Genomic DNA, 22,854 nt, shown 5'->3' on the forward strand with positions numbered 1-22,854 from the left:
CAAAATGGATAGTACCTGAAGCTCGGTGCCCTAGACGCCCTTTCATGTCTTTGAGTGCGCCGAGAATCAAGTTGCCTTATGTCGCATTACGTACCTTTGTTGGGACGAACCCTATGTTGCGAGACCGGGGTCGAGACCAACACCGATCCCGAGCAGCGTGTCGAACGCGCTGCGCATGTGTCGCCGTCGGTTCCAGCGGAACACGAATTCGTCGAGATAGCTTTCGCAGAGCCCTCTAAACCCAACCAAAACCAGACTCCGCCAGCTGGGCGCGATCAACGTTTTGAAGATAGGAAGTTAACGATACGAAGTCCGAGTGAGCCAGGCGTTTGTTCGCGATCTTACACCCTTTTCATTCTTCTCGGCATAACATTGAACCGGAAAGGGACCGCGCGTGCGGCCCTTTTCCGGCTCTGCGCGTCAGCCCGTCGTCCCGGCAAGCGCCTGAATGTAAAGGTCTGCAATCGGATCATTTCGCATATCGACGCCGTCCATCATGACAACCTGCCCTTGTGCGACATCGCGGGTCAGGGTGACATTATGGGCCAGCCCAATCGGCAGCGCCCGCCCTGCCGCAGTGATCGGCAGCGCCTTACCCCACACGGTATAGCCGCCCTCGCCGTCCAGCACCTCGCCCGCCTTGAGGTCGCGTTTTGCGACGGAGGCGACAGTGCCGCACATCGCCCTTGTGCAACCCGTCGGCTCGTTACGCAGCGCCGCACTTAGGACAGAGACCGACAACTCCAGTCCGATCAGGTGAAACGGCTTGTACATCGCGGCATACCGCCCCGTGGAATCGGTGGGCAGCCCATATTGCGCAAAACAGGCGGCTGCATAGTCGTTGGGGGCCTCAAACACCACATAAACGCCCCACCGCAGATCACGGAACACAGGCCGACCATCCCGCTCAAGCGATGATACGGTCTCGACCATGCCGGAGCCGTCTAACTGCCCGCCGACCGCACGGGGGCGCATCACGTGGGCCAGGTCATCGACGCCGCAAGGTGGGAACGTCAGGCCTTGTGACGGCACCGTCAGCCCGCAGGCATTGGCAATGGCAACCATTTCAATGGCGCTTTTCGTCCCGTCCAAGAATGAATTAAACATTTGCGGGTTCATTCCTGCCGCTTTTGCCGCATCGGGGGTCAACCCGTAATGTTGCCACACGTCGTCGGGGGTGACGGCGTGAAAGGCAGGTAAGTATTTCGTTCCCTTACCAGCTGCCGTGACATGAAAACCGGCGGCGCGGGCCCAATCGACCATCTCGGAAACCAACGCGGGCTGGTCGCCGTAGGCCATGGAATAGACAACCCCCGCCGCCTCGGCTTCGCGGGCCAGAACAACGCCTGCCAGCACATCCGCCTCGACGTTGACCATCACCACGTGTTTGCCGGCCGCAATCGCGGCGCGGGCATGGGCGATACCAGCGCGGGGATTCCCAGTTGCTTCGATTACGACATCAACATCGTCGCGAGCCGCAAGAGAAGCACCGTCGTCCAGGAAGGCAGTGGCAGCCAAACGGTCATCATCCCAGCCCACGCCACGGCATGCCGCCCTTGCGCGGTCGGGGTTCAGGTCTGCAATAGCCGCAACCTCAAGCCCTCCGATAGTTGGCACTTGCGACAAAAACATCGACCCGAATTTTCCCGCGCCGATCAGCCCGGCCCGCACGGGGGTACCCCGCGCCGCCGCATCGGCAGCCAGTCTTGAGAGGTTCATATGGTTTCCTTTCTCTTGCGGGTGTGTGTCACAGCGTCCGCGTTCCGGTTGATTTCATGCGACGCAATGGGATCGAGCTCTCGATTTCGGCCACGCCTTTGACTTTGGTAAGCCGCCCGACAAGGAACTGTTCGAAATCTGCCATGTTGCGCGCCGACACCCGCAGTAAATAGTCGCGGCTGCCCGTCATGAGCCAGCAATCAACGACTTCGGCCATTGCGTTTATGGCAGTTTCAAACTGGTTCAGCGCATTGTCGATCTGACGGTCAAGTTTCACGGAAACAAAGACCGAAACCTCAAATCCGATGGCAGCTTCGTCCAGAATGGCGGTATACCCCGTGATGACACCACTGTCCTCGAGACGCTTCAATCGGCGCGAAACCGGAGTAGCACTGAGCCCGACTGTTTCACCCAAAAATTGAACAGAGATTCGACCTGATTGCTGCACGGCGCGCAAGATTCTTATGTCTATCTCGTCAAGATTAGCTATTTTCCCCAAGTTTATCAACTTTCGTAGGTATTTCCTGTTTTGATAAGTTGGAGTGATACGACATTCGCAGGAATCCTCCAAACCGTTTTGTATACGATACAGCCAACACAGGTGAGGACCATCAATGCAAGACGTAAATCTCAAGACAATTGAACAGCGCCTGCTGTGGTTGTCACATTGGATGATCCATAACGCCAACCATCTCCGCGCCAAGCAAGACGGCATCAAGATCGGCGGACACCAAGCGTCTTCGGCGTCGATGGTTTCCATCATGACCGCGCTGTATTTCTCGGCACTGAGGCCTGAGGACAGGGTGGCGGTCAAGCCTCACGCGTCGCCGGTTTTTCATGCGATGCAGTATCTGATGGGCCAGATCAGCCGTGAAAAACTACAAGCCTTTCGGGGCTTTGGCGGCGCGCAATCCTATCCGTCGCGCACCAAGGATGTGGATGATGTGGATTTTTCCACCGGATCGGTCGGGCTTGGTGTGGCAATCACGTCGTTTGCCTCGATCATACAGGATTATGTAACTTCGAAATCCTGGGGGGCTGATCGCCCGTTGGGACGCATGGTGGCACTGGTCGGCGATGCCGAGTTGGACGAGGGCAACGTCTATGAATGCCTGCAAGAGGGCTGGAAGAACGATCTGCGAAATGTGTGGTGGGTCGTGGACTACAATCGCCAGTCGTTGGACGGGATCGTTCACGAGGGTCTGTTCCAGCGTATAGAGAAGACCTTTGACGCTTTTGGGTGGGATGTGGTCAAGGTCAAATATGGAAAACTGCAACGCGCGGCCTTCGAAGAGCCGGGCGGCATTGCATTGCGCGACTGGATCGACCGCTGTTCCAACTCTGAATATGCGGCCCTGACCTTCATGGGGGGCAGTGTCTGGCGGCAACAATTGATGAATGACCTGGGGGATCAGGGCGATTTGACGGCGCTGATCGAGCGGCGCTCGGATGACGAACTGGCGGACCTAATGGAGAACCTTGGCGGGAACTGCGTTCAGACCATGGCCGAGGTCTTTGACGCCATCGACCACGACCGCCCGGTCTGTTTTCTGGCCTATACGATCAAGGGTTGGGGCACACCCATCGCGGGGCACAAGGACAACCACGGCGGACTGATGACGACCGCCCAGATGGACACATGGCAAGACCACATGGGCGTAGAGAAAGGCGAGGAATGGGATCCCTTCGCCACCGTGCCCGACCCTCAAGCCTTGCGCAGATATCTTGACGACGTGCCCTTCTTTGCGCAAGGCAGGCGGCGCTATCAGGATGCGACGTTGCCTGTGCCTGCCCTTGCCGCCCCGCAAGATCGTGAAATCTCGACCCAGATGGCGTTTGGGAAAATCCTTGACGGGCTGGCCAAGGCGCAGACCGCGCTGTCGGACAGGATCGTCACGACATCACCCGATGTAACGGGCACTACAAGTCTTGGGCCGTGGGTCAACCGCCGCAAGCTGTTCGGGCGCAATCCCCGCCCAGACGTGTTCAAGTCGCACAAGATACCGTCGACAGCGAAATGGGAATTCTCGCCTGACGGGCAGCACATCGAACTGGGCATCGCTGAAATGAACCTGTGTCTGTTGTTGGCAGCGGGCGGTCTGTCGACGTCGCTTTTCGGGCGCCGGCTGATCCCGATTGGCACGGTCTATGATCCGTTCGTTTCCCGCGCGCTCGATGCGCTGAACTACGCCTGCTATCAGGATGCGCGGTTCATGCTTGTCGGAACGCCTTCGGGCGTGACGCTTGCGCCCGAAGGCGGCGCGCACCAATCCATCGGCACCCCCTTGGTCGGGATGAGCCAACCGGGGCTGACCGCGTTTGAACCCGCTTTCGCCGACGAATTGGCCATTATCATGGAGTGGGCTTTTGGCTATCTGCAGGCTGACGACGGTGGGTCTGTTTATCTGCGGCTATCGACAAATCCGTTGGAACAGATCGGTCCACGCGGCGGGGACAGCTTTGCGGCGGATGTGATTGAAGGGGGCTATTGGCTGCGCGAACCCGGCCCCAACTGCGATGTGGTGATCGCCTATCAAGGCGTGGTCGCCCCCGAAGCGATTGCCGCAGCGGGAATGATCGGCAACGGGCGGCGTGACATCGGGGTTTTGGCCGTGACGTCGGCCGACCGGCTGCACGCAGGGTGGAGCGCGGCGCAGAAATCGCGGGCCGGTGGTCGACACATGGCACCCTCGCAGATCGAGAGATTACTGGGAAACCTGCCTGGACATTGCAGCATCCTGACAGTCATCGACGGCCACCCCGCAACGCTCAGTTGGCTGGGCGGCGTCGGGGGTCACCGCGTCATGCCCTGCGGTGTCGAAGAGTTTGGGCAGACAGGCACCATCGGTGATCTTTATCATCAATTCGGACTGGATGCCCACGCCATTGCGGCACGGGTTGCGACGCTAACGCCCGGACGAAACCTATGCACATGACATCCTGGAGGGGGAGCAACCATATGGGACCACTGAACGATATTCGAGTGATCGAGTTGGGGCAGCTGATTGCGGGGCCTTTCTGCGGCCAGTTGATGGCCGATTATGGTGCGGAGGTCATCAAGGTCGAACCGCCCAAAGTCGGGGACGTGATGCGGCAATGGGGCCGCGCCGACAAGGACGGAAAACCGGTCTGGTGGCAGGTTATCGCCCGCGGCAAGCGGTCCATCACGCTGGATTTGCGCGAGCCTGAGGGCCAACAGGTACTGCGGGATCTGGTCGCCACGGCAGATGTCCTGATCGAGAATTTTCGCCCTGGCACCATGGAACGCTGGGAGCTTGGATATGATGCCCTAAGCCGGATTAACCCGCGCCTGATCATGGCGCGTGTGTCGGGCTTTGGACAGGATGGGCCCTATGCCAAGCAAGCCGGCTTTGCCTCGGTCTGCGAAGCGATGGGCGGATTGCGCCACATTTCGGGCTACCCCGACCGGGCGCCGGTGCGTGTCGGTCTGTCGCTGGGGGATTCGATGGCCGGGATCAACGCGGCGATGGGGGTGTTGCTGGCGCTTCAGCATCGGCATAAAACCGGACGCGGGCAAATCGTAGACAGTTCGATCTTTGAAAGCGTCCTGCACCTGACCGAATCCATGGTTGCGGAATACGATGCAGCAGACCATATTCGCGAACGCCACGGGTCGTCCCTGCCCGGCATCGCCCCCTCCAACGCCTACCCTACCGCCGATGGCCGCGATGTGATCATCGGGGCCAACCAAGACACCGTCTATCGTCGGCTTTGCGAAGCGATGGGGGCACCCGAACTGGCCGATCATCCTGACTACGCGGACCACCGTGCACGTGGTCAAAACGCCGATGCCTTGGATGCCCGCGTCGGTGAATGGACCCGCCAGCACAACGCGCAGCACATCCTTAACACGCTGGCGCAGGCGGGTGTGCCCGTGGGGTTGGCCTATACCGCCCGCGAAATGGTCGAAGATCCGCATTTCGCCGCGCGGCAATCCATTGTGCGGGTGGCAGACGGCAACGGCGGAAGCCTTGCAATGCAGAATGTCTTTCCCCGCCTGTCGGAAAGCCCCGGCCACGTGCGGTCTTTGGGCCCTAAACTGGGCGCGGATACAGCCGAGATTTTGCAAGAACTTGGGTATGACGCCGCCGCGGTGGCGGATCTGGCCAAGGCGGGCATCGTCGGCCCCGAAGTCACCTACGCCGCGCACGGCCAAGAAAGTACATCCTGATGATAGAACCCATCCTCGTTGTCGTCATGTTGATCGGGATGATCGGCTTTGGCGCACCTATCTTTCTGGCGCTTGGCGCAAGCGGTCTTTTGGGCCTCTATATGGCGCGCGGATCGCTTGCGTTCTTCTTTGCGCCAACCTCTTTTTTCGGGCAGCTTAATTCTTTTGAACTGATCGCTTTGCCGCTGTTTATCCTGATGGGCAACCTGCTGGGGGCGACTCCGGTCGGCAAAAATCTGTTTCATGCCGCGTCGCTTTGGCTGTCATGGCTACGCGGTGGGCTGGCGATTTCTACCGTTGGGGCCTCGGCCATCTTTGGGGCCGTATCAGGCGTGTCGGTGGCTGGTGTTGCCGCCGTCGGATCCATTGCGGTGCCGCAGATGCTTGACCGGGGCTATTCGCGCGGCATTGCCGCCGGGTCGGTCGCATCGTCAGGGGCGTTGGCCATGCTGATCCCACCATCGGTTCCGTTCATCATTTACGGGGCGGTCTCCGGCGTATCCGTCGGCAAGCTGTTTATCGGAGGCATTGTGCCGGGGATTGCGCTGGCCCTGGCGCTTTGTCTGTACATCTATGTCCGCGCCTCGCTGAACCCCGAGGAAGCGCCGCTGGACACTGGCACAAGGGCCCCGTTGCGCGAACGGATGCGGGCCTTGGGCGGCATCTGGCACGCGCTGTTGCTGGTCTTTATCGTGCTCGGCGCAATTTATTCGGGTATCGCTACCCCGTCCGAGGCCGCCGCCTTTGGTGCGGCAGGTGCGCTTTTTATCGGCGGTGTCGTGTTTCGTGTCCTTGATTGGAAAACCCTGACATCGGTGTTTGCGTCGTCGGTCAAAGTGTCAGGCGCGATCCTGTTGATCATGGGCTGCGCAAAGATATTCGGGGACTATCTCAATCTGGTGCGTGTCCCGGAGAATGTAAGTGCAGCGCTGACGGCAACGAATCTGCCCGCGTGGGGGATTCTTGTGATCATCATGCTGGCGTTGGTCTTGCTGGGCATGTTGGTCGATGCTGTGTCGCTGATCGTGGTGACCACGCCGATCCTGTTGCCGTTGATCGTGACGCTTGGCTATGATCCCCTGTGGTTCGGCATCGTATTGGTGATGAACCTTGAGATTGCCGTAGTGACGCCCCCCGTGGGACTCAACCTCTATGCGCTGCGCGGTGTCTGCCCGATGCTGCGCGTCGAAGAAATCATCCGCGCCGTAATTCCCTTCGTCTTCGTCCAGTTTGTGATGTTGATGATCTTTGTCCTGTTCCCTGCACTCAGCCTTTGGCTGCCTAATTTGCTTTGAACCGGGCCCCTGTCATTCCATTAGGAGGAACCAAGAATGACCTATGATCGCCGCAGTTTTTTGAAAACGTCCGCCGCACTTGCGGGCACAACCGCCCTGACCTTTGCGTCACCTGCGTGGGCCAAAACGACCCTGACGGGCGTCAGCTATCTGCCGCCCAGCTACAAAGCTCTGTCCTTCGGCTCTAACGGCTTTGTCGAGCGTTTAGGTAAAAGCGATGCCGTCACCGTCGATTATTATGACAGCGGCAAGCTGTTGAAGGCTGACGAACAACTGCCTGCTTTGTTGTCGGGTGCGATCGACTTCATGTTCCACACGTCCAGCTACATCACCCGGTCCGTGCCCATCTTGGGCATCACAGGCCTGCCGGGAGTGGTTGAAGCGCTGTATGAAAACCCCGATCGCCTGAAGAAAGGCAGCCCCCTTTTCGATCTGATCAACGAAGAGTTAGGCAAGGAAGGTCTTTATATGGCCTCGATGATGGGTAACATTCTTCAGCCTGAATACCTTTGGAGCACAACAGCCGCACCGGTCCGTTCGCTTACGGACATCGATGGCAAGAAGGTTCGCGTTGTCAGCTTTGAAGCCACGCAGGTTGTCGAAGGGTTCGGGGCCGCGGCCGTGCGCATCCCGTCCTCCGAGCTTTACCTCGCGTTGCAACGTGGCACCGTGGATGCAGCGGTCGCCAACATCTCGACCATCATCGGGCGGTCGCTTCAAGAACAGTTGCACCAGGTCTACAAACTACCGCTGACCGCGTTTGGAATTGGCCTGTTCACCACCACTAAGCGGTGGGAAAAGATGACCGAAGATGAACGCGCAGCTTTTGGCGAAGCCGCCGATTGGCTGGATGAAAACGGCGCAGCCGAGGCGAACAATTCAATCTATCCCGATGAATTCTGGCCGATCATCAGCGACGCTGGGATCGAGATCATCGAACCCTCTGAAGAAGACCTGGCAGCATTGGATGAAGCCAGCGCGGGTGTACGCGAAGCATGGATCAAAGAGGTCGGCGCCGATGTTGGCGAACGCGCCATCGCGCTTGCCATGGGCACAAGCAGCTAAGCCACGAAGGGAACGGGACCGTGAAACATATCTTCAAGCGAATTGCACAGGCATTTCAGATCGCCGGACAGGTCGTTCTGGCCTTTATGATGATTACCATCTGTTACGATGCCTTCATGCGTTATGTGTTCACGGCCCCGACGTCTTGGTCGCTTGAGATCAATACGTTCCTGATTGTGTTCGTCGCGGCGATGACCGCGGCGGACGTTCAACGCACCGATAGCCACATCCGCATCACTTTTTTTGTCGATATGCTGGGCACATCTGCCCAACGGTTTACGCGGCTTGTTATTGCAGTGATCGGAATGATCTTTAGCGCGATCATGACGTGGCGCGGCGTTATTATGGCCCATCAGGCGTGGGACTTCGGTGAACGTGTTTCCTCCAGCTTCGGCACGCCGATGGTGTACCCTTATGCCTTGCTGCCACTCGGGTTCGGCATGCTTGCGCTTCAGTTCCTTTTTAACGCGCTGGATGCCGTGATGGGCAAAGCCCCATCGGGCGATGACCATCAAGACCTGCAAGAGATTTGAAACCAATGACCCAAAGACACCCAGAAATATGTGAAGTCGCCCCACGTGACGGTTTTCAGTCGATCATGGCACCGCTGCCAACCGATGAAAAGATTGCCATCATCCGCGATCTTGCCGCCACAGGCTGTACAAGGATCGAGATCGGCAGTTTCGTCAGCCCAAAGGCGGTGCCACAAATGGCCGATATGGCCGACATCGTCGACGGCGTGCGCGACCTGCCCGCGCGGCTGTCTGCGTTGGTGCCAAACCAGCGCGGCGCACAGGCGGCGCTGAGCGCTGGTATCACCGACATGGTCTATGTCTTTTCCATCTCGGAAACCCATAATCAGAACAACGTGCGCCAAAGCGTGGCACAGTCCCTAGACGGGTTGGCAAGGATCGTCACAGATTTGCCAGCCCGGACGCGCTTGCGCGTGGACCTGGCGACAGCGTTTGACTGCCCGTTTGACGGGGCAATTGGGCAAGGCACCGTTCTGGATGCCGTGCGCGCCGTGACACAGATTGCGCCGCACGCGGAAGTCGCATTTTGCGACACAACTGGTCGCGCCAACCCTTTCGTCGTCGCCGCACGGTTTGCAGCGGCTATCGCCCTGCCGCAAACGCAGGCCAACACCTGGGCGTTTCACGGGCATGACACCTTCGGGCAAGGCGTCGCCAACGCGATGGCTGCATGGCACAGCGGTGTGAACGTTTTCGATACAGCCGCCGCAGGGCTTGGCGGCTGTCCATTCGCGCCGGGGGCCACAGGCAACACCGCGACAGAGGATCTGGTCTTTGCTTTCAACGAAGGCGGGCTGCCAACCGGAATCGACATTGGGCTTTTGCTGCAAACTGCTGACCGCATCCATGCTCTGCCCGGCGGTATCACCGGAAGCCACTTGCGCCACGTCCCCAGGCATCGGGCTGCATGATCTTGGTCAATACGTTTTAAAATGTAGGTCCATTCAATGCGAACCCATTGAATATAAGAGCACCGCCTGAAACTGTCAGCCGGTGCTTTTCCAAGGCGTCAACGCATATTCAGATCACGCGAACTGAGCTACCTCCCCCAAATCGGACACTAACGTAATCTGCGATTTGTAGTTTGCTGATTTTCAACACGAAAGAAATCAGAGATGGGTCTTGTTGCACGTATCAACTCCAACTCGGAACACGGCCTATGAGGAGGTTCACCAGTTCACCAAGGCCATGAAGGCGCGTCAGGCCGGGACTGGGTTCCTGGGGAAGCCCGAAAGCCCCGCAGACGTTTTCAGCCTGCGCTACGGAGACTTCCTGAGCGTCGATGGGGAGGACCAACTGGACCAAGGTGGTCGCCCGGCGAGATATCGAGGAGCGACTGATGCGGCCACGGAATGGGCGAGGGAGTTCTACCTGAACGGTCTGATGATCAGTGCGAAGCGCTGGACCACTATAGCTGATTTTCTCTGTTTGCATCGACACCGCCTACTCCCAGATCAACAAACCAGCAACCTCAGGCCCGTTAATGTGACAACACCCTCCATCGCAATAGTGCACTTTCGCAGCTCAGAAATGAACTAAAGCAGTTTGTTGCGCTTGACCTGTTTGCGAAAAATGACTTCCCCTGTCGAGCTACAACCATGAAGCTGAAATACATTCTTTGCCGGATCTATGCCGACAAGATCCAAATTTTCCATCGTAATAACCTCCTGATAGTTTCCACCACTCAATCCTAGCACAACGCTAGGTGGGGGATGTCCAATCCATCAGAACCGCGTTTTGTCATCCCGCGACGCTAATTGCTCGCCCTGCCCGCCTCAACAGGTTTTCTTCTGACAGTGCCGAGTCATGGGTTACTGTACTCCCTGACTTGGTCCGCCGCCGTGCACTCGGATGGCGGGGTGCCGTTGACTTTATCCTCATGGATGACCGGGTTCATTGCGCAAGCCCCCCGGTGCTACCGTTGTCCGACCTTCATGTCCTTGAACAGTGTCGCAAATTCGCGGGGCTGCGAGCGCCAATACTGTTCGGGCGCTTCGACCTGTGCCCCCAGTGCAGCCGCCGCATGCCAGGGCCAGCGCGGATTATAAAGCATGCTTCGAGCCAGCGCGATTGCGTCGGCATCGCCGTCCTGCAAGATCTTTTCGGCCTGTTCGGGTTCGGTGATCAAACCCACGGCGATGGTCGGCAGGCCGGTCTCGGCCTTGATGCGGGCGGCAAAGGGCACCTGAAATCCGGGGCCAACCGGGATTTGCTGCTTGGGGGATACGCCGCCGGTCGAGACATGGATCGCTGCGCAACCACGCTCTTTCAGGGCTTGGGCAAGCGCCACTGTGCTGTCCAAATCCCAGCCTCCCGGCACCCAGTCGGTGGCTGATACGCGCACCCAGACGGGCATGTCGTCAGGCACCGCCGCCTTGACCGCGTCAAACACCTCAAGCGGGAAGCGCATGCGCGCCCGCTGGCTGCCGCCGTAGTCGTCGGTTCTTTCATTGGACAGGGGCGATAGGAATTGATGCAGCAAATAGCCATGCGCCATGTGCAGTTCGATCCCTTGAAAGCCCAGCCGAACCGAGCGTTTCGCGGTCTGCACGAACGCATCCTTGACGCGCTCCAACCCTTCGGCGTCCAACGCGGTGGGGGTGTCTTCGCCCGGTGCGTGCGGCAAGGCCGAGGGAGCCTCGCCCTTCCATCCTTGCGCCGCATCCGGCAAGATCTGCCCGCCGCCTTCCCATGGGGCCCGACTGGACGCCTTGCGCCCCGCATGCGCCAATTGGATCGCCAGTGGCATGTCAGATGAGGTGCGGATGGCGACAACCACACGGGCCAGCGCCGTCTCGTTGTCGTCTGAATAGAGGCCCAGATCACCGGGAGTGATGCGCCCCTCAGGCGAGACGGCGGTGGCTTCGATGATCATCAGGCCGGCACCTGACAGGGCCAGATGGCCAAGATGCATCAGGTGCCAATCCTGCGCATTGCCGTCGACGGCTGAATATTGGCACATCGGCGCGATGATGATGCGGTTCGCAAGGGGCAGCGTGCCGATGTTCAGAGTTTGAAAGAGAAGGCTCATGGTAACAGTTCCAACTTGGGGTTGGGCGCACGGTCTTGGGGTGCGCCGTTTATTTGGTGATGACGTATCGGGGCCTGTACGCAGGCGGATCAGACGTTCCGAGCGCTTGATTTATAGGCTTCCGCCGCATCGACCGCGAGTTTCACAAGGCGTGGATAGTGTTCAACCCGTGCCGCCGAATGCGCCGATGCCGCTGACCCCCGGATAACGCGCCCTTTGATGCCGTGAAAGATCGCGGCCATACGGAAAAAGTTGAAGGTGATGTAGAATTCGTAATCGGGAATGCCCGTACGCCCGGTCGCGGCGCAATACTGCGCCACATAGGAAGCCTCGTCTGGGATGTTCAGGGTGGTGGGATCGACATCGCCCAACCCCGCGACGACCTGGGGCGGCATCCGGTACATCATGGAATGATAGGTGAAATCGGCCAGCGGGTGCCCAAGGGTCGACAGTTCCCAATCCAGCACCGCGATGACCTTTGGTTCTGTGGGGTGGAAGATCAGGTTATCGCAGCGAAAATCACCATGCACGATGCAGGTCTCATCACTGTCGGGGATGGCGGTTGGCAGAAAGTCGATCAACATCTCCATACCCGGATCCCGCCTGGCATCCGTGTCTGCCAGATAGGATCGGGTCCAGCGACTGATCTGACGTTCGAAATAATTGCCGCCGCGGCCATAATCCTCAAGCCCGACGGCGCTTGGATCGATCTGGTGAAGCTGCGCCAAGGTGGCGTTCATCGCCGAGAAATAGGCAGGTCGTTCGTCTGCAGAAACATCCGGCAAGGTGGCATCCCAGAAGATCCGCCCCTCGACCATGTCCATGATGAAGAACCAACTGCCGATGATGGTCTCGTCCAGACAAACCGCATGGACATGGGCGACGGGAAACCCGGTCTGCCCAAGGGCCGTCAGCACTCGCGCCTCGCGGTCGACCGCATGGGCACCTTTGGCCAGTTGTCCGGGCGGTTTGCGGCGCAGCACATAGGTCTTGCCGGGTGTCACCAGCTTGTAGGTCGGGTTCGACTGGCCGCCGCGAAATTCAAACATCTCGAGAGGGCCGTCAAAGCCATCGACGTTTTCCGCCATCCATCGTGTCAGCGCGTCTTGGTCCAGGCCAAAGCCCGGACGCACAGGCCCTACTCCCAAATTGGCATCTTGATCGGTGGCAGAGGTGGTCACGCGGCGTTCTCCGCTTTCCAGTCGCGCTTGATCTTTTTGGCAAGGCTCCATTTGTGCACTTCGGTGGGGCCGTCATAGATACGGAAGGCGCGGATTTCGCGGAACACTTGTTCGACGATCGTGTCCGCCGTCACGCCCTGCCCGCCCATGCATTGCACGCAGCGATCGGCCACACGCATCAGCGCTTCGGACACGGCAACCTTGGCCATCGAGCTTTCGGCACCGCCCTGCGCCCCTGTGTCCAAAACATCGGCGCACCAATAGGTCATCAACTCGGCCTGCTTGAGATCGATCAGGTTCTCGGCCAGCATGAAACCGACGCCTTCGTGATCAACCAGCGGTTTACCAAAGGCCATCCGGCGGTTTGCATAATCGGTGGCGATTTCATTGGCACGGACGCAGGCCCCAAGCCATCGCATGCAGTGGCTAAGACGGGCGGGTGCCAGACGGACCTGCGCGTATTTGAACCCCTCGCCCGACGCGCCCAGCATCTGATCCGCCGGGACTCGCAGGTTGTCGATGGTGATCACCGAATGGCCCCCAGGCATTGAACTGTCGATGGTGTCCATCACCCGCACGATCTGGATTGCGGGATCGGGCAGATCGACCAGGAACATGCAGGCCCCCTCGTCGGATTTTGCCATGATAATGCCCATGCCCGCGCCGTCGGCCCCGGTGATATAGGTCTTGGATCCGTTGATCACCCAGTGATTGCCATCCATCTTGCAGGTGGTCTGCATCATCGACGGGTCAGACCCAGCACCGCCATCTTCGGCGGGTTCGGTCATAAAAAATGCCGACCGCATGCTGCCATCCACCATGCGCGGCAGAAACCGTTCCTTTAACTCAGGCGAGGCGACTTTGCCCAGAAGGTACATGTTGCCCTCGTCCGGCGCACAGGTGTGACAGGCCAGCGGCCCCAGCGGGGACAGGCCCGACCGGATCAGCACTGCTGCCGTTTCGCGTTGCGTCAGGTGCCCGCCATCATCCAGAATATGCGGCGTCATCACCCCTGCCGCTCGACCAAGGGCCTTCAATTCATCGGCAAGTGCTTCTGACGGACCGTGGGGGCCGCAGCGGAGATCGCCTTCGAACGGGGCCACGGTTTCGCGCACAAAGGCTTCGACCTTGTCCGCGATGTCGAGCGCACGTTGAGATATTCCCTGCCGTTCCAGATGAGTATTCATATGTAATTATCCTTTTCGGGTATCGCGTCGCGTTCAGCGCGTCAGGGGGGATTCAAATCCAAGCTCTTGCTTGATCTGTCGTTTGAGTATCTTGCCGTTAGCGTTGCGCGGTAAAAGCGTGTCGCGCAGCGTATAGCTTTCCCGGCAATGCTGTAGAACAACGTGAGGCAGGTATACCCACGGGGGCTATTGCTCAATCTGGCGGGTGGAAAAGCCCAAGAAATGTTTGAGACGACCCAATGTCCCGTAGACCAGATTTCGCGGCAGGTAGGATACCGCGATCCCGCTGCGTTCAGAAAGGTATTTCTGCGGCTGACCGGACTGGTTCCGCAGTCTTACAGACAAAGGTTCGCTGTTGGTTCGTGAGGGTACTGTAAAATTTACGCCCGGAACCACCGCAGGGTCAATACCTGCGGCGACGGCGCGCGCGTCAGTTTATTTGCGAGCGACCAAAATGGTTGCCCCGTCCGGGCCGGCCTCCTCGGCGTGATTTACGTCCTTCGGGAGGATGCAGGTTTCACCCGGGTCGTATCGCGGTGCACCATCGTCCGTGTTCAGGATAAATTCACCTTCGAGGACGTAGACAAATGACACTTGGTCGTGACTGTGCGTTTCGCTGCGCGACGACGGATCGAAGCGAACCCGCTTTGGCTCACCGTAGCCGTCACTGCGGGCGGTGTCTTCAAACTCATCTCTCGTCATGTGGTCGCTTTCTGTACTGAAACTTCGCGGCTGTCGGGCCGCAGTTCGGGTTTTGAGGAGGCGCGCAGCCGTTCACCAAGGTCCGAAACCTCGGCGTGCAAACGCTCCAAAGCGCGGGCATCCAGCCCCGTTCGTTCGAATATGCAGGCAGAGACATGCGCAGCGCGCCCTTCCATTTCGCCGCCCGCATCGGTGAGGGTCACATGAACCTTGCGCTCATCATGCGGATCACGATTGCGCGTGACCAACCCCGCAGCCTCAAGCCGTTTGAGAAGTGGCGTGACCGTGCTGGAATCCAGATAAAGCATGCCACCAATGCCGCTGACGTTCATTGGTGCCTTTTCCGCCCACAGAACACGCAGTACCAGATACTGTGGATAGGTGATCCCAAGCGCGTCCAGCAACGGGCGATAGGCCTGCTGCATCGCGTGCGTCGCTGAGTAGAGCGCGAAACAGATCATGTCTGATGGGGCCATTGTCATTCGATCCACTTACATAGTGCACGATTTAATTGCAAGCAATTGACATCCGGTATCAAGAGCGTCTATGACATGCGCACAATTAAATCGTGCACAAGGAGAATCCTATGTCTACCGATATTAAATACTGGACCGAAGCCCACGCCACAGGCGGAGGCCGTGAAGGCACAACTGCGCTGAAATCAGGTACGCTTGACCTGAACATGACTCCGCCCAAGGAATTGGGCGGGTCAGGCGCAGGTCACAACCCCGAAGAGCTCTTCGCGCTTGGCTATGCCGCATGCTATCTGGGTGCGATGCGGTTTGCGGCGCAGAGCGAAAAGCTGGGCAAGGTGCCGGACGACGCCACGGTGAACGCCCATGTCGGGATCGGCCCGCGCAGCGACGGCGGTTTTGGCCTGAAGGTCAAGCTGGTCGTCAACATGCCCGGCGTAGAGGCAACGGTCGCCGAAAAGATCGCGGAGCGCGGACATCACATCTGCCCCTATTCCAACGCTACAAATGGTAATATTCAGGTTGAGACAGAGGTTGCCTGACCACTAAACACGCGAGCAGTAGGCAATGGCTGTCCTGGACGGCCATTGCTGTCCTAAGTTCAAATCGCGTGGTCCCCAAACTGTAAGACGAAAAACAGAAATTTGGGTGAGCAAGCGAATATACCGCCCTATTTGGGGTCGTTTGCGGGAGGGGCGAATTGACACTCTAAGCCTCGTTTGGGTTAGCAGCCGTTCGTGCCCGTCGCGGCGAACGGCAGTTCTGATGAAGATTTTCTGATGCGGGCCAGGGTGCAATCTTTCGGCTTGGCTCGACTGTGGCCCGCGTTGGAAAATCTCTCAGGGAGGAAGCCGCGGGGGCTGGGCGGTGTCTATGGGGAAAGAGCGCTGTCTGTCGGGCTTGTGACTGCTGCCGATACGTTTTTGGTCAGATTGAAGACGGCGGTTCGTACGTTTTGCCCGCTCGCTTGCCTAAGATGGGAGCTGGGTCGCTGCCGGTTTGTACCTTTAACGTGATTTGCTGGATCGCTGCGCACAAGTGATTTTGGCCGGTGTTGCAGAAACAACCGGATCGCATTGGGCGGGATGAACGGGCAGTCAGTCATGCGGCCTGTTTCCTTGGTGGAGCGCGGGATCGGGGAACCTGGCCGCGCTTGAACGTTTCGATGATCAGCATTGTGCCGCCGCAACAGGGGCACGGTTCCCGCAATGTGAATGGTGTGGGATCATCCTCGGATGGTGGTTCTTGCTCTGGCGGGCTCGCCCCAATCAGGGCTCGGACCTTTGCAATATTGGTTTTACGTTGCGCGGACGCCAGCAGGCCATAGTGCCGGATCCGGTGGAACCCGTCGGGGAGAACATGCATCAGGAAACGGCGGATGAACTCGTCCGTTGTCAGGCGCATCACCTTTTGCCGGTCACCACTCTTGATGCGATAGTCCTTCCATCGGAACGCGACGGTGTTTGCATCGGCGCTGAAGAGGCGCTGGTTCGAGATCGCGACACGGTGCGTGTAACGACTGAGGTAGGCTAGAACTGCCCCGGGTCCGCCGAACGGTGGTTTGGCATAGACCACCCATTCAATTTTGCGGAACGGGGCCAACCAGTTTGCAAATGCACCGGTCTCAGCCAGCCCTTTTAGGTCACTATAAAACGCCAGATCACCCGAGCGATGCAACACCATCAGTCCTTCGATGAATAGGCGTCGGAACAACCGTGACAGCACCCGCACATGCAGGAAGAACCCCGGCTTGCACGCCACCCATTGGTTGCCGTCGCGCGACAAGCCACCGCCGGGGACGATCATGTGGATGTGTGGGTGATGGGTGAGCGCAGACCCCCATGTGTGCAACACGCTGGTCATGCCAACGCGTGCGCCGAGGCGCTTGGGATCAGCGGCGATGGTCGTCACGGTCTCGGCGGACGCCCGGAACAGCAGGCCGTAAATGGCGCGCTTGTTCCAGAGGGCGATCCTGGCAATCTCGGCTGGTAGCGTGAAGACGACATGGAAATACTCGACGGGCAGCAAGTCTTCGGCCCGTGCCGCCATCCAGTCGCGCGCAGCGGGTCCCTGACACTTTGGACAGTGCCGGTTTTTGCAGGAATTATACGCAATGTGCTGATGGCTGCACTTGGTGCAGGCTGCCACATGCCCACCGAGCGCCTCGGTCCGGCAGGCCTCTATCGCTGACATCACCTTAAGCTGGCTCAGGCTGATATGCCCTGCATTGGCCCGCCGCCACGCGGGACCATGCTTGCGGAATATGTCAGCAACCTCCAGCCTTGCGCGCGGCAATCCCCGTCCGTCACTCCGGTCGCTTCTTGCGTGTCTGGAGGTTCAACTGCTTGAGCGCCTCAAACGGGCTGGTTGTATCCCGGATCATCTTTGTGGCGACTTTGGTGTACTGCGCTGTTGTCGTCAGCTTGGCATGGCCTAACAGCACTTGGATCACTCGAACATCCGTCCCTGATTCCAGCAGATGGGTCGCAAAACTGTGCCGGAGCGTGTGCAGCGTTGCGGGTTTGTTGATCCCGGCCATGCGTTTGGCCGATGTGAAGGCCCGGTTCAACTGGCGCGGCGAGATCGGGTTGATCTTCGGCTTGCCCGGAAACATCCATCCTTCAGGCCGCGCCTCGCACCAATAGTCACGCAACAGGTCAAGCAATCCCGGCGACAGCATCACCTTACGATCCTTCCGCCCCTTGCCCTGCACGACGTGAATTAGCATTCGGTCGCTGTCGATATCGCCGGTCGTCAGATTGCAAACCTCAGAGGCGCGCAGACCCGCACCATAAGAGATACTGAGCGCCGCGCGATATTTGAGCCCGGGACCAGGTGCTACGGCCAGAAGTTCAGAGACTTCCTCAACGCTGAGCACAGCGGGCAGCTTGCGTGGCTCGGTGCGGAATTGCATGTACTTCTTCATCTCATCACGCCCGCAGGTCATCGAGAAAAAGAAACGCAGAGCAGTGATCCGCGCGTTGTAAACCGAGGGCGTGACCTCGTTATCCGTCATGTGAAGTTGATACGCGCGCAGCTCCTCACGCGTAGCCGTATCCGGTGAATGCCCCAGAAACGCAGCAAAATCCTTTACTGCCCGGATATGAGATCGCTGCGATTGGTGCCCCAGACCCCGAATGCGCATGTCTTCGATCATCCGCTCCCGAAGCGGTGTTGTTCTCTCGCTGACCATGAAATCCTCCTGTCTGTCGATTGAGAAACCTCAATCGTCAAACAGATCAGCCAGATCGCAAAATCCGCCAACATGTGGGATGCTTCAATACGCTTGCCACAAGCGCCAGTGCCGCGCGAGCGGCTTCGTCCTCTGAGCCCAACCCTCCCAATGCTGCAGGACACATGAACGGCCGCTTTTAGTTAGCAAAGTGGAACTAAACGCTTGGAGAACTCTCATTCAATGGCGGCATTGATGAATTCTGAAACGAGCTTCAACCGCGCCCGGTCTTTGGTGGCGATAAGGGACGTGTCCCGGGCTTCAGGCATTTCTTCGATGTCAATTTCGCAAAGATTGCTTTTGATCAGGCTGCTGTTTTGCAGGAACACCGCCACACCAATGCCCTGCAACACTGCTTCGCACATCAAAGGGAAGGTCGTCATGGTAGCCACACGATGAAGCGATATCTCGTAACGATCACAAGCGCGATCAAGTAAGCGGCGCGTGAGCGACCCCTTCTCGGGCACAATGACTGTCTCTTGCTCAAGTTCAGACAGTGAAACCTTGGTGCGCTTCGCGAAAGGGTGATCGCTTCGGCAATAGATCATGTAGCGCGCGCTTTCTATATGGATCTTTTCCCAATGCTCATGATCGGGCGCATCCGTGATCAAGCCTACATCCGCAAGGCGGTTGGCAATCATTGATTTGGCCGTCGTCCAATCATAAAGCCCAAAGTCGACGCAGATATCGGGAAAACGGCGCTGAAATCGTGCGATGGTCTTCAGCGCGGGTTGTGGCGCATTTCCGATGATCTTGAGACGCCCTTCTTTCATAGCGTTGAATCCTTCGAGCCTTTCGGTGACCTCTGCACTGAGGGCAATCATGCGGTCTGCCAGATCAAAAAAATCCTGTCCGGTCGGGGTCAGTTCCACCCCGTCGCGTCCGCGCAGCAAAAGAAGTGTCCCGACGCTCTTTTCAAGGTTGGCAATATGTTGCGTGATCGTTGATTGGGTGACGCCCAGCCGTGCGGCAGCGGCGGAAAAGCTCCCCTCACGGACGACATAGGCAAAGGCTTCGAATTGATGGTGGTTAGGGCGCATTATCTTTCCTTTTGCCCCTCAGATAGAACCCATCGGTTTCACTAATATGACGACACAAAACTGTTGTGCCCGCCACCTATTCCTTTGGTTGAACCAAAGGGGAATCACATGTCAGATTTGCACATCGCATCTGTCACCAAGCTCTTCGGAGAGACCTCCGTCTTGAAAGGGGTGACCTTGGACGTGAAGGATGGAGAGTTCATTTCGCTGGTGGGCCCATCTGGTTGCGGAAAATCGACTCTCTTGCGGATTATCGCAGGGCTGGAGACACCAACGACCGGCACCATCGCAATCGGTGGAGCAGATGTGACACAGCTCCGCGCGGCGGACCGCAATCTGTCGATGGTGTTTCAATCCTACGCGCTCTACCCGCATTTGACTGTGGCCGAGAATATCGCAGTGCCTTTGCAGATGCGTCAAATGACAGCGCTGCAGCGCTTGCCTTTGCTGGGCGGTCTTTTGCCCAGTGCGCGGGCGCAGGCGGGCGATATCGCCCAAGCGGTCAGCCATGCAGCCCAGATACTGGAAATCGCGCCTCTTCTTGATCGCAAACCGGGGCAATTGTCGGGCGGGCAGCGACAGAGGGTTGCTTTGGGGCGGGCCTTGGTCCGCGATCCGGCCGCGTTCTTGTTGGATGAACCACTGTCAAACCTTGATGCGAAACTGCGCGTTCAAACCCGCACAGAGATCGCTGAGCTGCACCGCCGCCTGCAGGCGACGTTTATCTACGTCACCCACGATCAGGTCGAAGCCATGACCATGTCCGACCGGATTGCGGTGATGATGGGAGGCGAAATCCTACAGTGTGCCCCCCCTGATGTGATCTATGAAGACCCCGACGACATTCGCGTGGCTGAATTTATCGGCTCGCCCAAGATCAATATCTTGCCGGTGGAGCGCAACGGCACCGTGCTGACGGTGTTTGATCAGGTTTTGAGTGCTCACTTCTCTGCTGACAGTCCAAAGTTGATGCAGATGGGCCTGCGCCCCGAGGCGCTGCGATTGACCCAAACCGCGCCGCTTTTGACGGGGCGGGTTGTGCATCTGGAAAACCTTGGGGCAGAGATCTTTGCCCAAGTTGCCTTAGATAGCAATGGATCGCGGGTGACCCTGCGGGCCATACCAGCGCAGCGGCACAGTTTGGGTCTGGGGGTGCAAGTTGGCCTGAGCTTTGATCTGAATTCAGTGATGTTGTTCGACGCAGACGGCGCACGGTTGCGCAAGGCCGAAGTTGCTGCCACCCGTGCAGCTGAGGTGGCCTGACATGGTGGCCGTGGACGCCAGCGGGGCCACAAGGGTCACCAAGCCCAAAGCAGACAACAGACAAGCCCGTACAGGTTGGATGTTGGCAACGCCTGCCTTGGTTCTAATGGTTTTGATACTGCTGGTGCCGATCATTCTGGCTGGTGTTCTGTCTTTCACCAATTATTCGTTGGGCAACTCTGGTTTTGGTTGGGTCGGACTGCAAAACTACGAGCGCCTGTTCGCCCGCTCCACTTATGAAAAGATGTTTGTCGCGACCTTTACTTACGTGGTGACCGTAGTGCCAATTTCCGTGGGCCTTGGCCTTGGAGCGGCCTTACTGGTTCACTCACTGGGCCGCATCGGGGATATCTACAAGACGATCTATTTCCTGCCGGTGATGGCAACGCTTCTGGCAATGGCTATTGCTTGGGAATTTATGCTGCATCCGACCATTGGCATGGTGAACCGCACGTTAGAGATGGCGTGCGGGACGTGGCTTGAGGTCATCCCCTTCTTTGCAGGTGGCTGCGCCGATGGCTTCCCAATTTGGTTGGGGGATCGTGACTACGCGATCTGGGTGGTTTGCTTTATTGGTATCTGGCAGGGCTTCGGCTTTAACATGGTGTTGTTTTTGGCCGGATTAACCTCGGTGCATCGAGAGCTGTACCACGCCGCAGAAATGGATGGTGCCCGCTCCGGGTGGGAGCGGTTCCGACTGGTCACATGGCCTGCGCTCGGACCGACCACTGTCTTTGTCGTGACCATCTCCTGCATCCGCGCCTTCCAAGTCTTCGATACGATCGAGGCCTTCTGGCCGCAGGGCGGTGGACCGAACAAATCCGCCTACGTAATGATGTTCGCGATCTTTGAGAAAGGCATCCAGCAGAACCTGATTGGGATCGGCTCGGCCATCACCATGTTGTTCCTGCTGTTCGTCATGTTTCTGACCCTGATCCAGCGCTGGCTGGTCGAACGCAAGGTGCACTACTGATGACACGTGATTGGTGGAAACATCTGGTGCTGATCCTTGGCGCGATTATTGTGCTGGCGCCGTTCTACATGATGGTCAGCTATTCGTTCAAAAGCCCCGGCGAAATCGACCGCGGCGAAGGCGGCTTTTTCGGCCGCCAGGAGATGATGATCGATCCGCGCTGTGTCGCCCTGCGCCAGCCGGGCCGCGCCGATATTGAAGCCGCCCGCGCGCGATTTGTGGGCCAAGACGACGCCAGCGTGCAGGCCTCTCTTTTGGCCGAGACTGAGGCGGACTGTTCCATGCGGCCTGCCCTTTTCAACTACTCCAAAGCCTTCACCGAAGCGCCGCTTGTCCGCTATCTTCTGAATGGCGTGGCCGTCACGCTTTCGATTTTCCTCATTCAAAGCGTTGTTGCCCTACCTGCGGCCTATGCATTGGCAAAGCTGAATTTCTGGGGGCGTGATGCGGTGTTCGGGCTGGTCCTGTTCTGCCTCTTGATCCCCGTCCACGCGATTGCATTGCCGCTTTATATCGGGCTGGCAAAGCTGGGGCTGACCAACACTTATGCCGCCCTTGTCGTGCCTTGGACGATTTCGGTCTTTGGAATTTTCCTGATGCGTCAGTTCTTTATGACCGTGCCAGACGATCTGATTGATGCCGCGCGGATGGACGGGATGTCCGAGCTAGCCATCGTCTGGCGGGTCATGTTGCCCACGGCGATACCCGCGCTTTTGGCCTTTGCCATCTTTTCTGTGGTGGCCCATTGGAACGATTATTTCTGGCCGCGCATCGTTGTCACCGGCAACCGCGATCTGTTCACCCCGCCACTGGGTTTGCGCGAATTCAAAGGCGATGGAGACGGGTCTTTCTTCGGCCCGATGATGGCCACGGCCACTGTGATCGTCACACCGCTGATCGTCGCGTTTCTGCTGGCACAGCGCCGCTTTATCGATGGGATCACGCTGTCTGGAATGAAGTAGGGCGCG

The 22,854-nt window shown here is 58.4% G+C and carries 22 protein-coding genes; 11 read left to right on the forward strand and 11 right to left on the reverse strand.

The features are described from left to right. Positions 1-111: 111 nt before the first annotated feature. From THS5294_RS18395 to THS5294_RS14235, 3 genes are all read right to left on the reverse strand, one after another. Positions 112-249, reverse strand: coding sequence for a hypothetical protein (locus THS5294_RS18395; protein ID WP_158508604.1), 138 nt, complete (start codon positions 247-249; stop codon positions 112-114). 171 nt (positions 250-420) lie between these two features. After that, a complete protein-coding gene (locus THS5294_RS14230) occupies positions 421-1,719 on the reverse strand; it encodes an NAD(P)H-dependent oxidoreductase (protein WP_058124269.1) in 1,299 nt (432 codons plus the stop codon). 28 nt (positions 1,720-1,747) lie between these two features. Beyond that, positions 1,748-2,434, reverse strand: coding sequence for an Lrp/AsnC family transcriptional regulator (locus THS5294_RS14235; RefSeq protein WP_082645047.1), 687 nt, complete (start codon positions 2,432-2,434; stop codon positions 1,748-1,750). On the opposite strand from THS5294_RS14235, the gene THS5294_RS14240 reads away from it, so the two are divergent. The 6 genes from THS5294_RS14240 to THS5294_RS14265 are packed head-to-tail and all read left to right on the forward strand — an operon-like array spanning position 2,334 to position 9,715. Then, positions 2,334-4,655 carry a thiamine pyrophosphate-binding protein gene (locus THS5294_RS14240; RefSeq protein ID WP_058124271.1) on the forward strand — a complete coding sequence of 774 codons (2,322 nt, stop codon included), beginning with the start codon at positions 2,334-2,336 and terminating at the stop codon, positions 4,653-4,655. The genes THS5294_RS14235 and THS5294_RS14240 overlap by 101 nt on opposite strands. A gap of 23 nt (positions 4,656-4,678) precedes the next feature. After that, a complete protein-coding gene (locus THS5294_RS14245) occupies positions 4,679-5,911 on the forward strand; it encodes a CaiB/BaiF CoA transferase family protein (RefSeq protein ID WP_058124272.1) in 1,233 nt (410 codons plus the stop codon). Then, the gene (locus tag THS5294_RS14250; RefSeq protein ID WP_058124273.1) at positions 5,911-7,206 is read left to right on the forward strand and encodes a TRAP transporter large permease; all 1,296 of its coding nucleotides are present in this window, start codon (positions 5,911-5,913) and stop codon (positions 7,204-7,206) included. The genes THS5294_RS14245 and THS5294_RS14250 overlap by 1 nt, the downstream gene beginning before the upstream one ends. A 36-nt stretch (positions 7,207-7,242) precedes the next feature. Next, complete coding sequence (locus THS5294_RS14255; RefSeq protein WP_058124274.1) at positions 7,243-8,271, forward strand: TRAP transporter substrate-binding protein; 1,029 nt, start codon at positions 7,243-7,245, stop codon at positions 8,269-8,271. 20 nt (positions 8,272-8,291) lie between these two features. Then, positions 8,292-8,804: a TRAP transporter small permease gene (locus THS5294_RS14260; RefSeq protein ID WP_058124275.1), complete on the forward strand. Its 513-nt coding sequence runs from the start codon at positions 8,292-8,294 to the stop codon at positions 8,802-8,804. 5 nt (positions 8,805-8,809) lie between these two features. Further along, positions 8,810-9,715 (forward strand): hydroxymethylglutaryl-CoA lyase, encoded by a 906-nt coding sequence (locus THS5294_RS14265; protein ID WP_058124276.1) that lies wholly within the window; start codon positions 8,810-8,812, stop codon positions 9,713-9,715. Positions 9,716-10,719: 1,004 nt separating this feature from the next. Here THS5294_RS14265 and THS5294_RS14275 read toward each other — a convergent pair. From THS5294_RS14275 to THS5294_RS14285, 3 genes are all read right to left on the reverse strand, one after another. Further along, on the reverse strand, positions 10,720-11,835 hold the full coding sequence (locus tag THS5294_RS14275; RefSeq protein ID WP_058124278.1) for an NADH:flavin oxidoreductase/NADH oxidase: 1,116 nt from the start codon (positions 11,833-11,835) through the stop codon (positions 10,720-10,722). 89 nt (positions 11,836-11,924) lie between these two features. Then, a complete protein-coding gene (locus THS5294_RS14280) occupies positions 11,925-13,016 on the reverse strand; it encodes a phosphotransferase (protein ID WP_058124279.1) in 1,092 nt (363 codons plus the stop codon). Continuing rightward, the gene (locus THS5294_RS14285; RefSeq protein WP_058124280.1) at positions 13,013-14,203 is read right to left on the reverse strand and encodes an acyl-CoA dehydrogenase family protein; all 1,191 of its coding nucleotides are present in this window, start codon (positions 14,201-14,203) and stop codon (positions 13,013-13,015) included. Before THS5294_RS14285 ends, THS5294_RS14280 begins: the two co-directional genes overlap by 4 nt. 162 nt (positions 14,204-14,365) lie before the next feature. Here THS5294_RS14285 and THS5294_RS18850 point away from each other — a divergent pair, with 162 nt between their 5' ends. Beyond that, a complete protein-coding gene (locus THS5294_RS18850; RefSeq protein ID WP_082645042.1) occupies positions 14,366-14,569 on the forward strand; it encodes a helix-turn-helix domain-containing protein in 204 nt (67 codons plus the stop codon). A 69-nt stretch (positions 14,570-14,638) separates the two neighbouring features. Here the strand turns inward: THS5294_RS18850 and THS5294_RS14290 are convergent, their stop codons facing one another. Both THS5294_RS14290 and THS5294_RS14295 read right to left on the reverse strand, forming a co-directional pair. Further along, positions 14,639-14,905, reverse strand: a complete 267-nt coding sequence (locus tag THS5294_RS14290) for a cupin domain-containing protein (protein WP_058124281.1) — start codon at positions 14,903-14,905, stop codon at positions 14,639-14,641. Then, positions 14,902-15,387, reverse strand: coding sequence for a MarR family winged helix-turn-helix transcriptional regulator (locus tag THS5294_RS14295; RefSeq protein ID WP_058124282.1), 486 nt, complete (start codon positions 15,385-15,387; stop codon positions 14,902-14,904). The genes THS5294_RS14290 and THS5294_RS14295 overlap by 4 nt, the downstream gene beginning before the upstream one ends. Positions 15,388-15,491: 104 nt before the next feature. On the opposite strand from THS5294_RS14295, the gene THS5294_RS14300 reads away from it, so the two are divergent. Continuing rightward, entirely contained in the window at positions 15,492-15,920 is a 429-nt protein-coding gene (locus THS5294_RS14300) for an organic hydroperoxide resistance protein (protein ID WP_058124283.1), read from the forward strand. Positions 15,921-16,479: 559 nt separating this feature from the next. Here THS5294_RS14300 and THS5294_RS14305 read toward each other — a convergent pair. The 3 genes from THS5294_RS14305 to THS5294_RS14315 form a co-directional block, all read right to left on the reverse strand. Then, the gene (locus THS5294_RS14305; RefSeq protein ID WP_058124260.1) at positions 16,480-17,673 is read right to left on the reverse strand and encodes an IS91 family transposase; all 1,194 of its coding nucleotides are present in this window, start codon (positions 17,671-17,673) and stop codon (positions 16,480-16,482) included. A gap of 10 nt (positions 17,674-17,683) precedes the next feature. Next, positions 17,684-18,571, reverse strand: coding sequence for a tyrosine-type recombinase/integrase (locus tag THS5294_RS14310; protein WP_058124261.1), 888 nt, complete (start codon positions 18,569-18,571; stop codon positions 17,684-17,686). A gap of 215 nt (positions 18,572-18,786) precedes the next feature. Continuing rightward, a complete protein-coding gene (locus THS5294_RS14315; RefSeq protein WP_058124284.1) occupies positions 18,787-19,650 on the reverse strand; it encodes a LysR family transcriptional regulator in 864 nt (287 codons plus the stop codon). Positions 19,651-19,758: 108 nt separating this feature from the next. Here THS5294_RS14315 and THS5294_RS14320 point away from each other — a divergent pair, with 108 nt between their 5' ends. Genes THS5294_RS14320 through THS5294_RS14330 form a run of 3 tightly spaced genes read left to right on the forward strand, consistent with a single transcriptional unit; the run spans position 19,759 to position 22,848 of the window. Continuing rightward, positions 19,759-20,913, forward strand: a complete 1,155-nt coding sequence (locus tag THS5294_RS14320; RefSeq protein WP_058124285.1) for an ABC transporter ATP-binding protein — start codon at positions 19,759-19,761, stop codon at positions 20,911-20,913. Between the two features lies 1 nt (position 20,914). Further along, positions 20,915-21,886, forward strand: coding sequence for a carbohydrate ABC transporter permease (locus tag THS5294_RS14325; protein WP_058124286.1), 972 nt, complete (start codon positions 20,915-20,917; stop codon positions 21,884-21,886). After that, positions 21,886-22,848, forward strand: coding sequence for a carbohydrate ABC transporter permease (locus THS5294_RS14330; protein WP_058124287.1), 963 nt, complete (start codon positions 21,886-21,888; stop codon positions 22,846-22,848). The genes THS5294_RS14325 and THS5294_RS14330 overlap by 1 nt, the downstream gene beginning before the upstream one ends. The last annotated feature ends 6 nt before the right edge of the window (positions 22,849-22,854 follow it).

This window comes from Thalassobacter stenotrophicus (assembly GCF_001458315.1).
GTDB classification, from domain to species: domain Bacteria; phylum Pseudomonadota; class Alphaproteobacteria; order Rhodobacterales; family Rhodobacteraceae; genus Thalassobacter; species Thalassobacter stenotrophicus.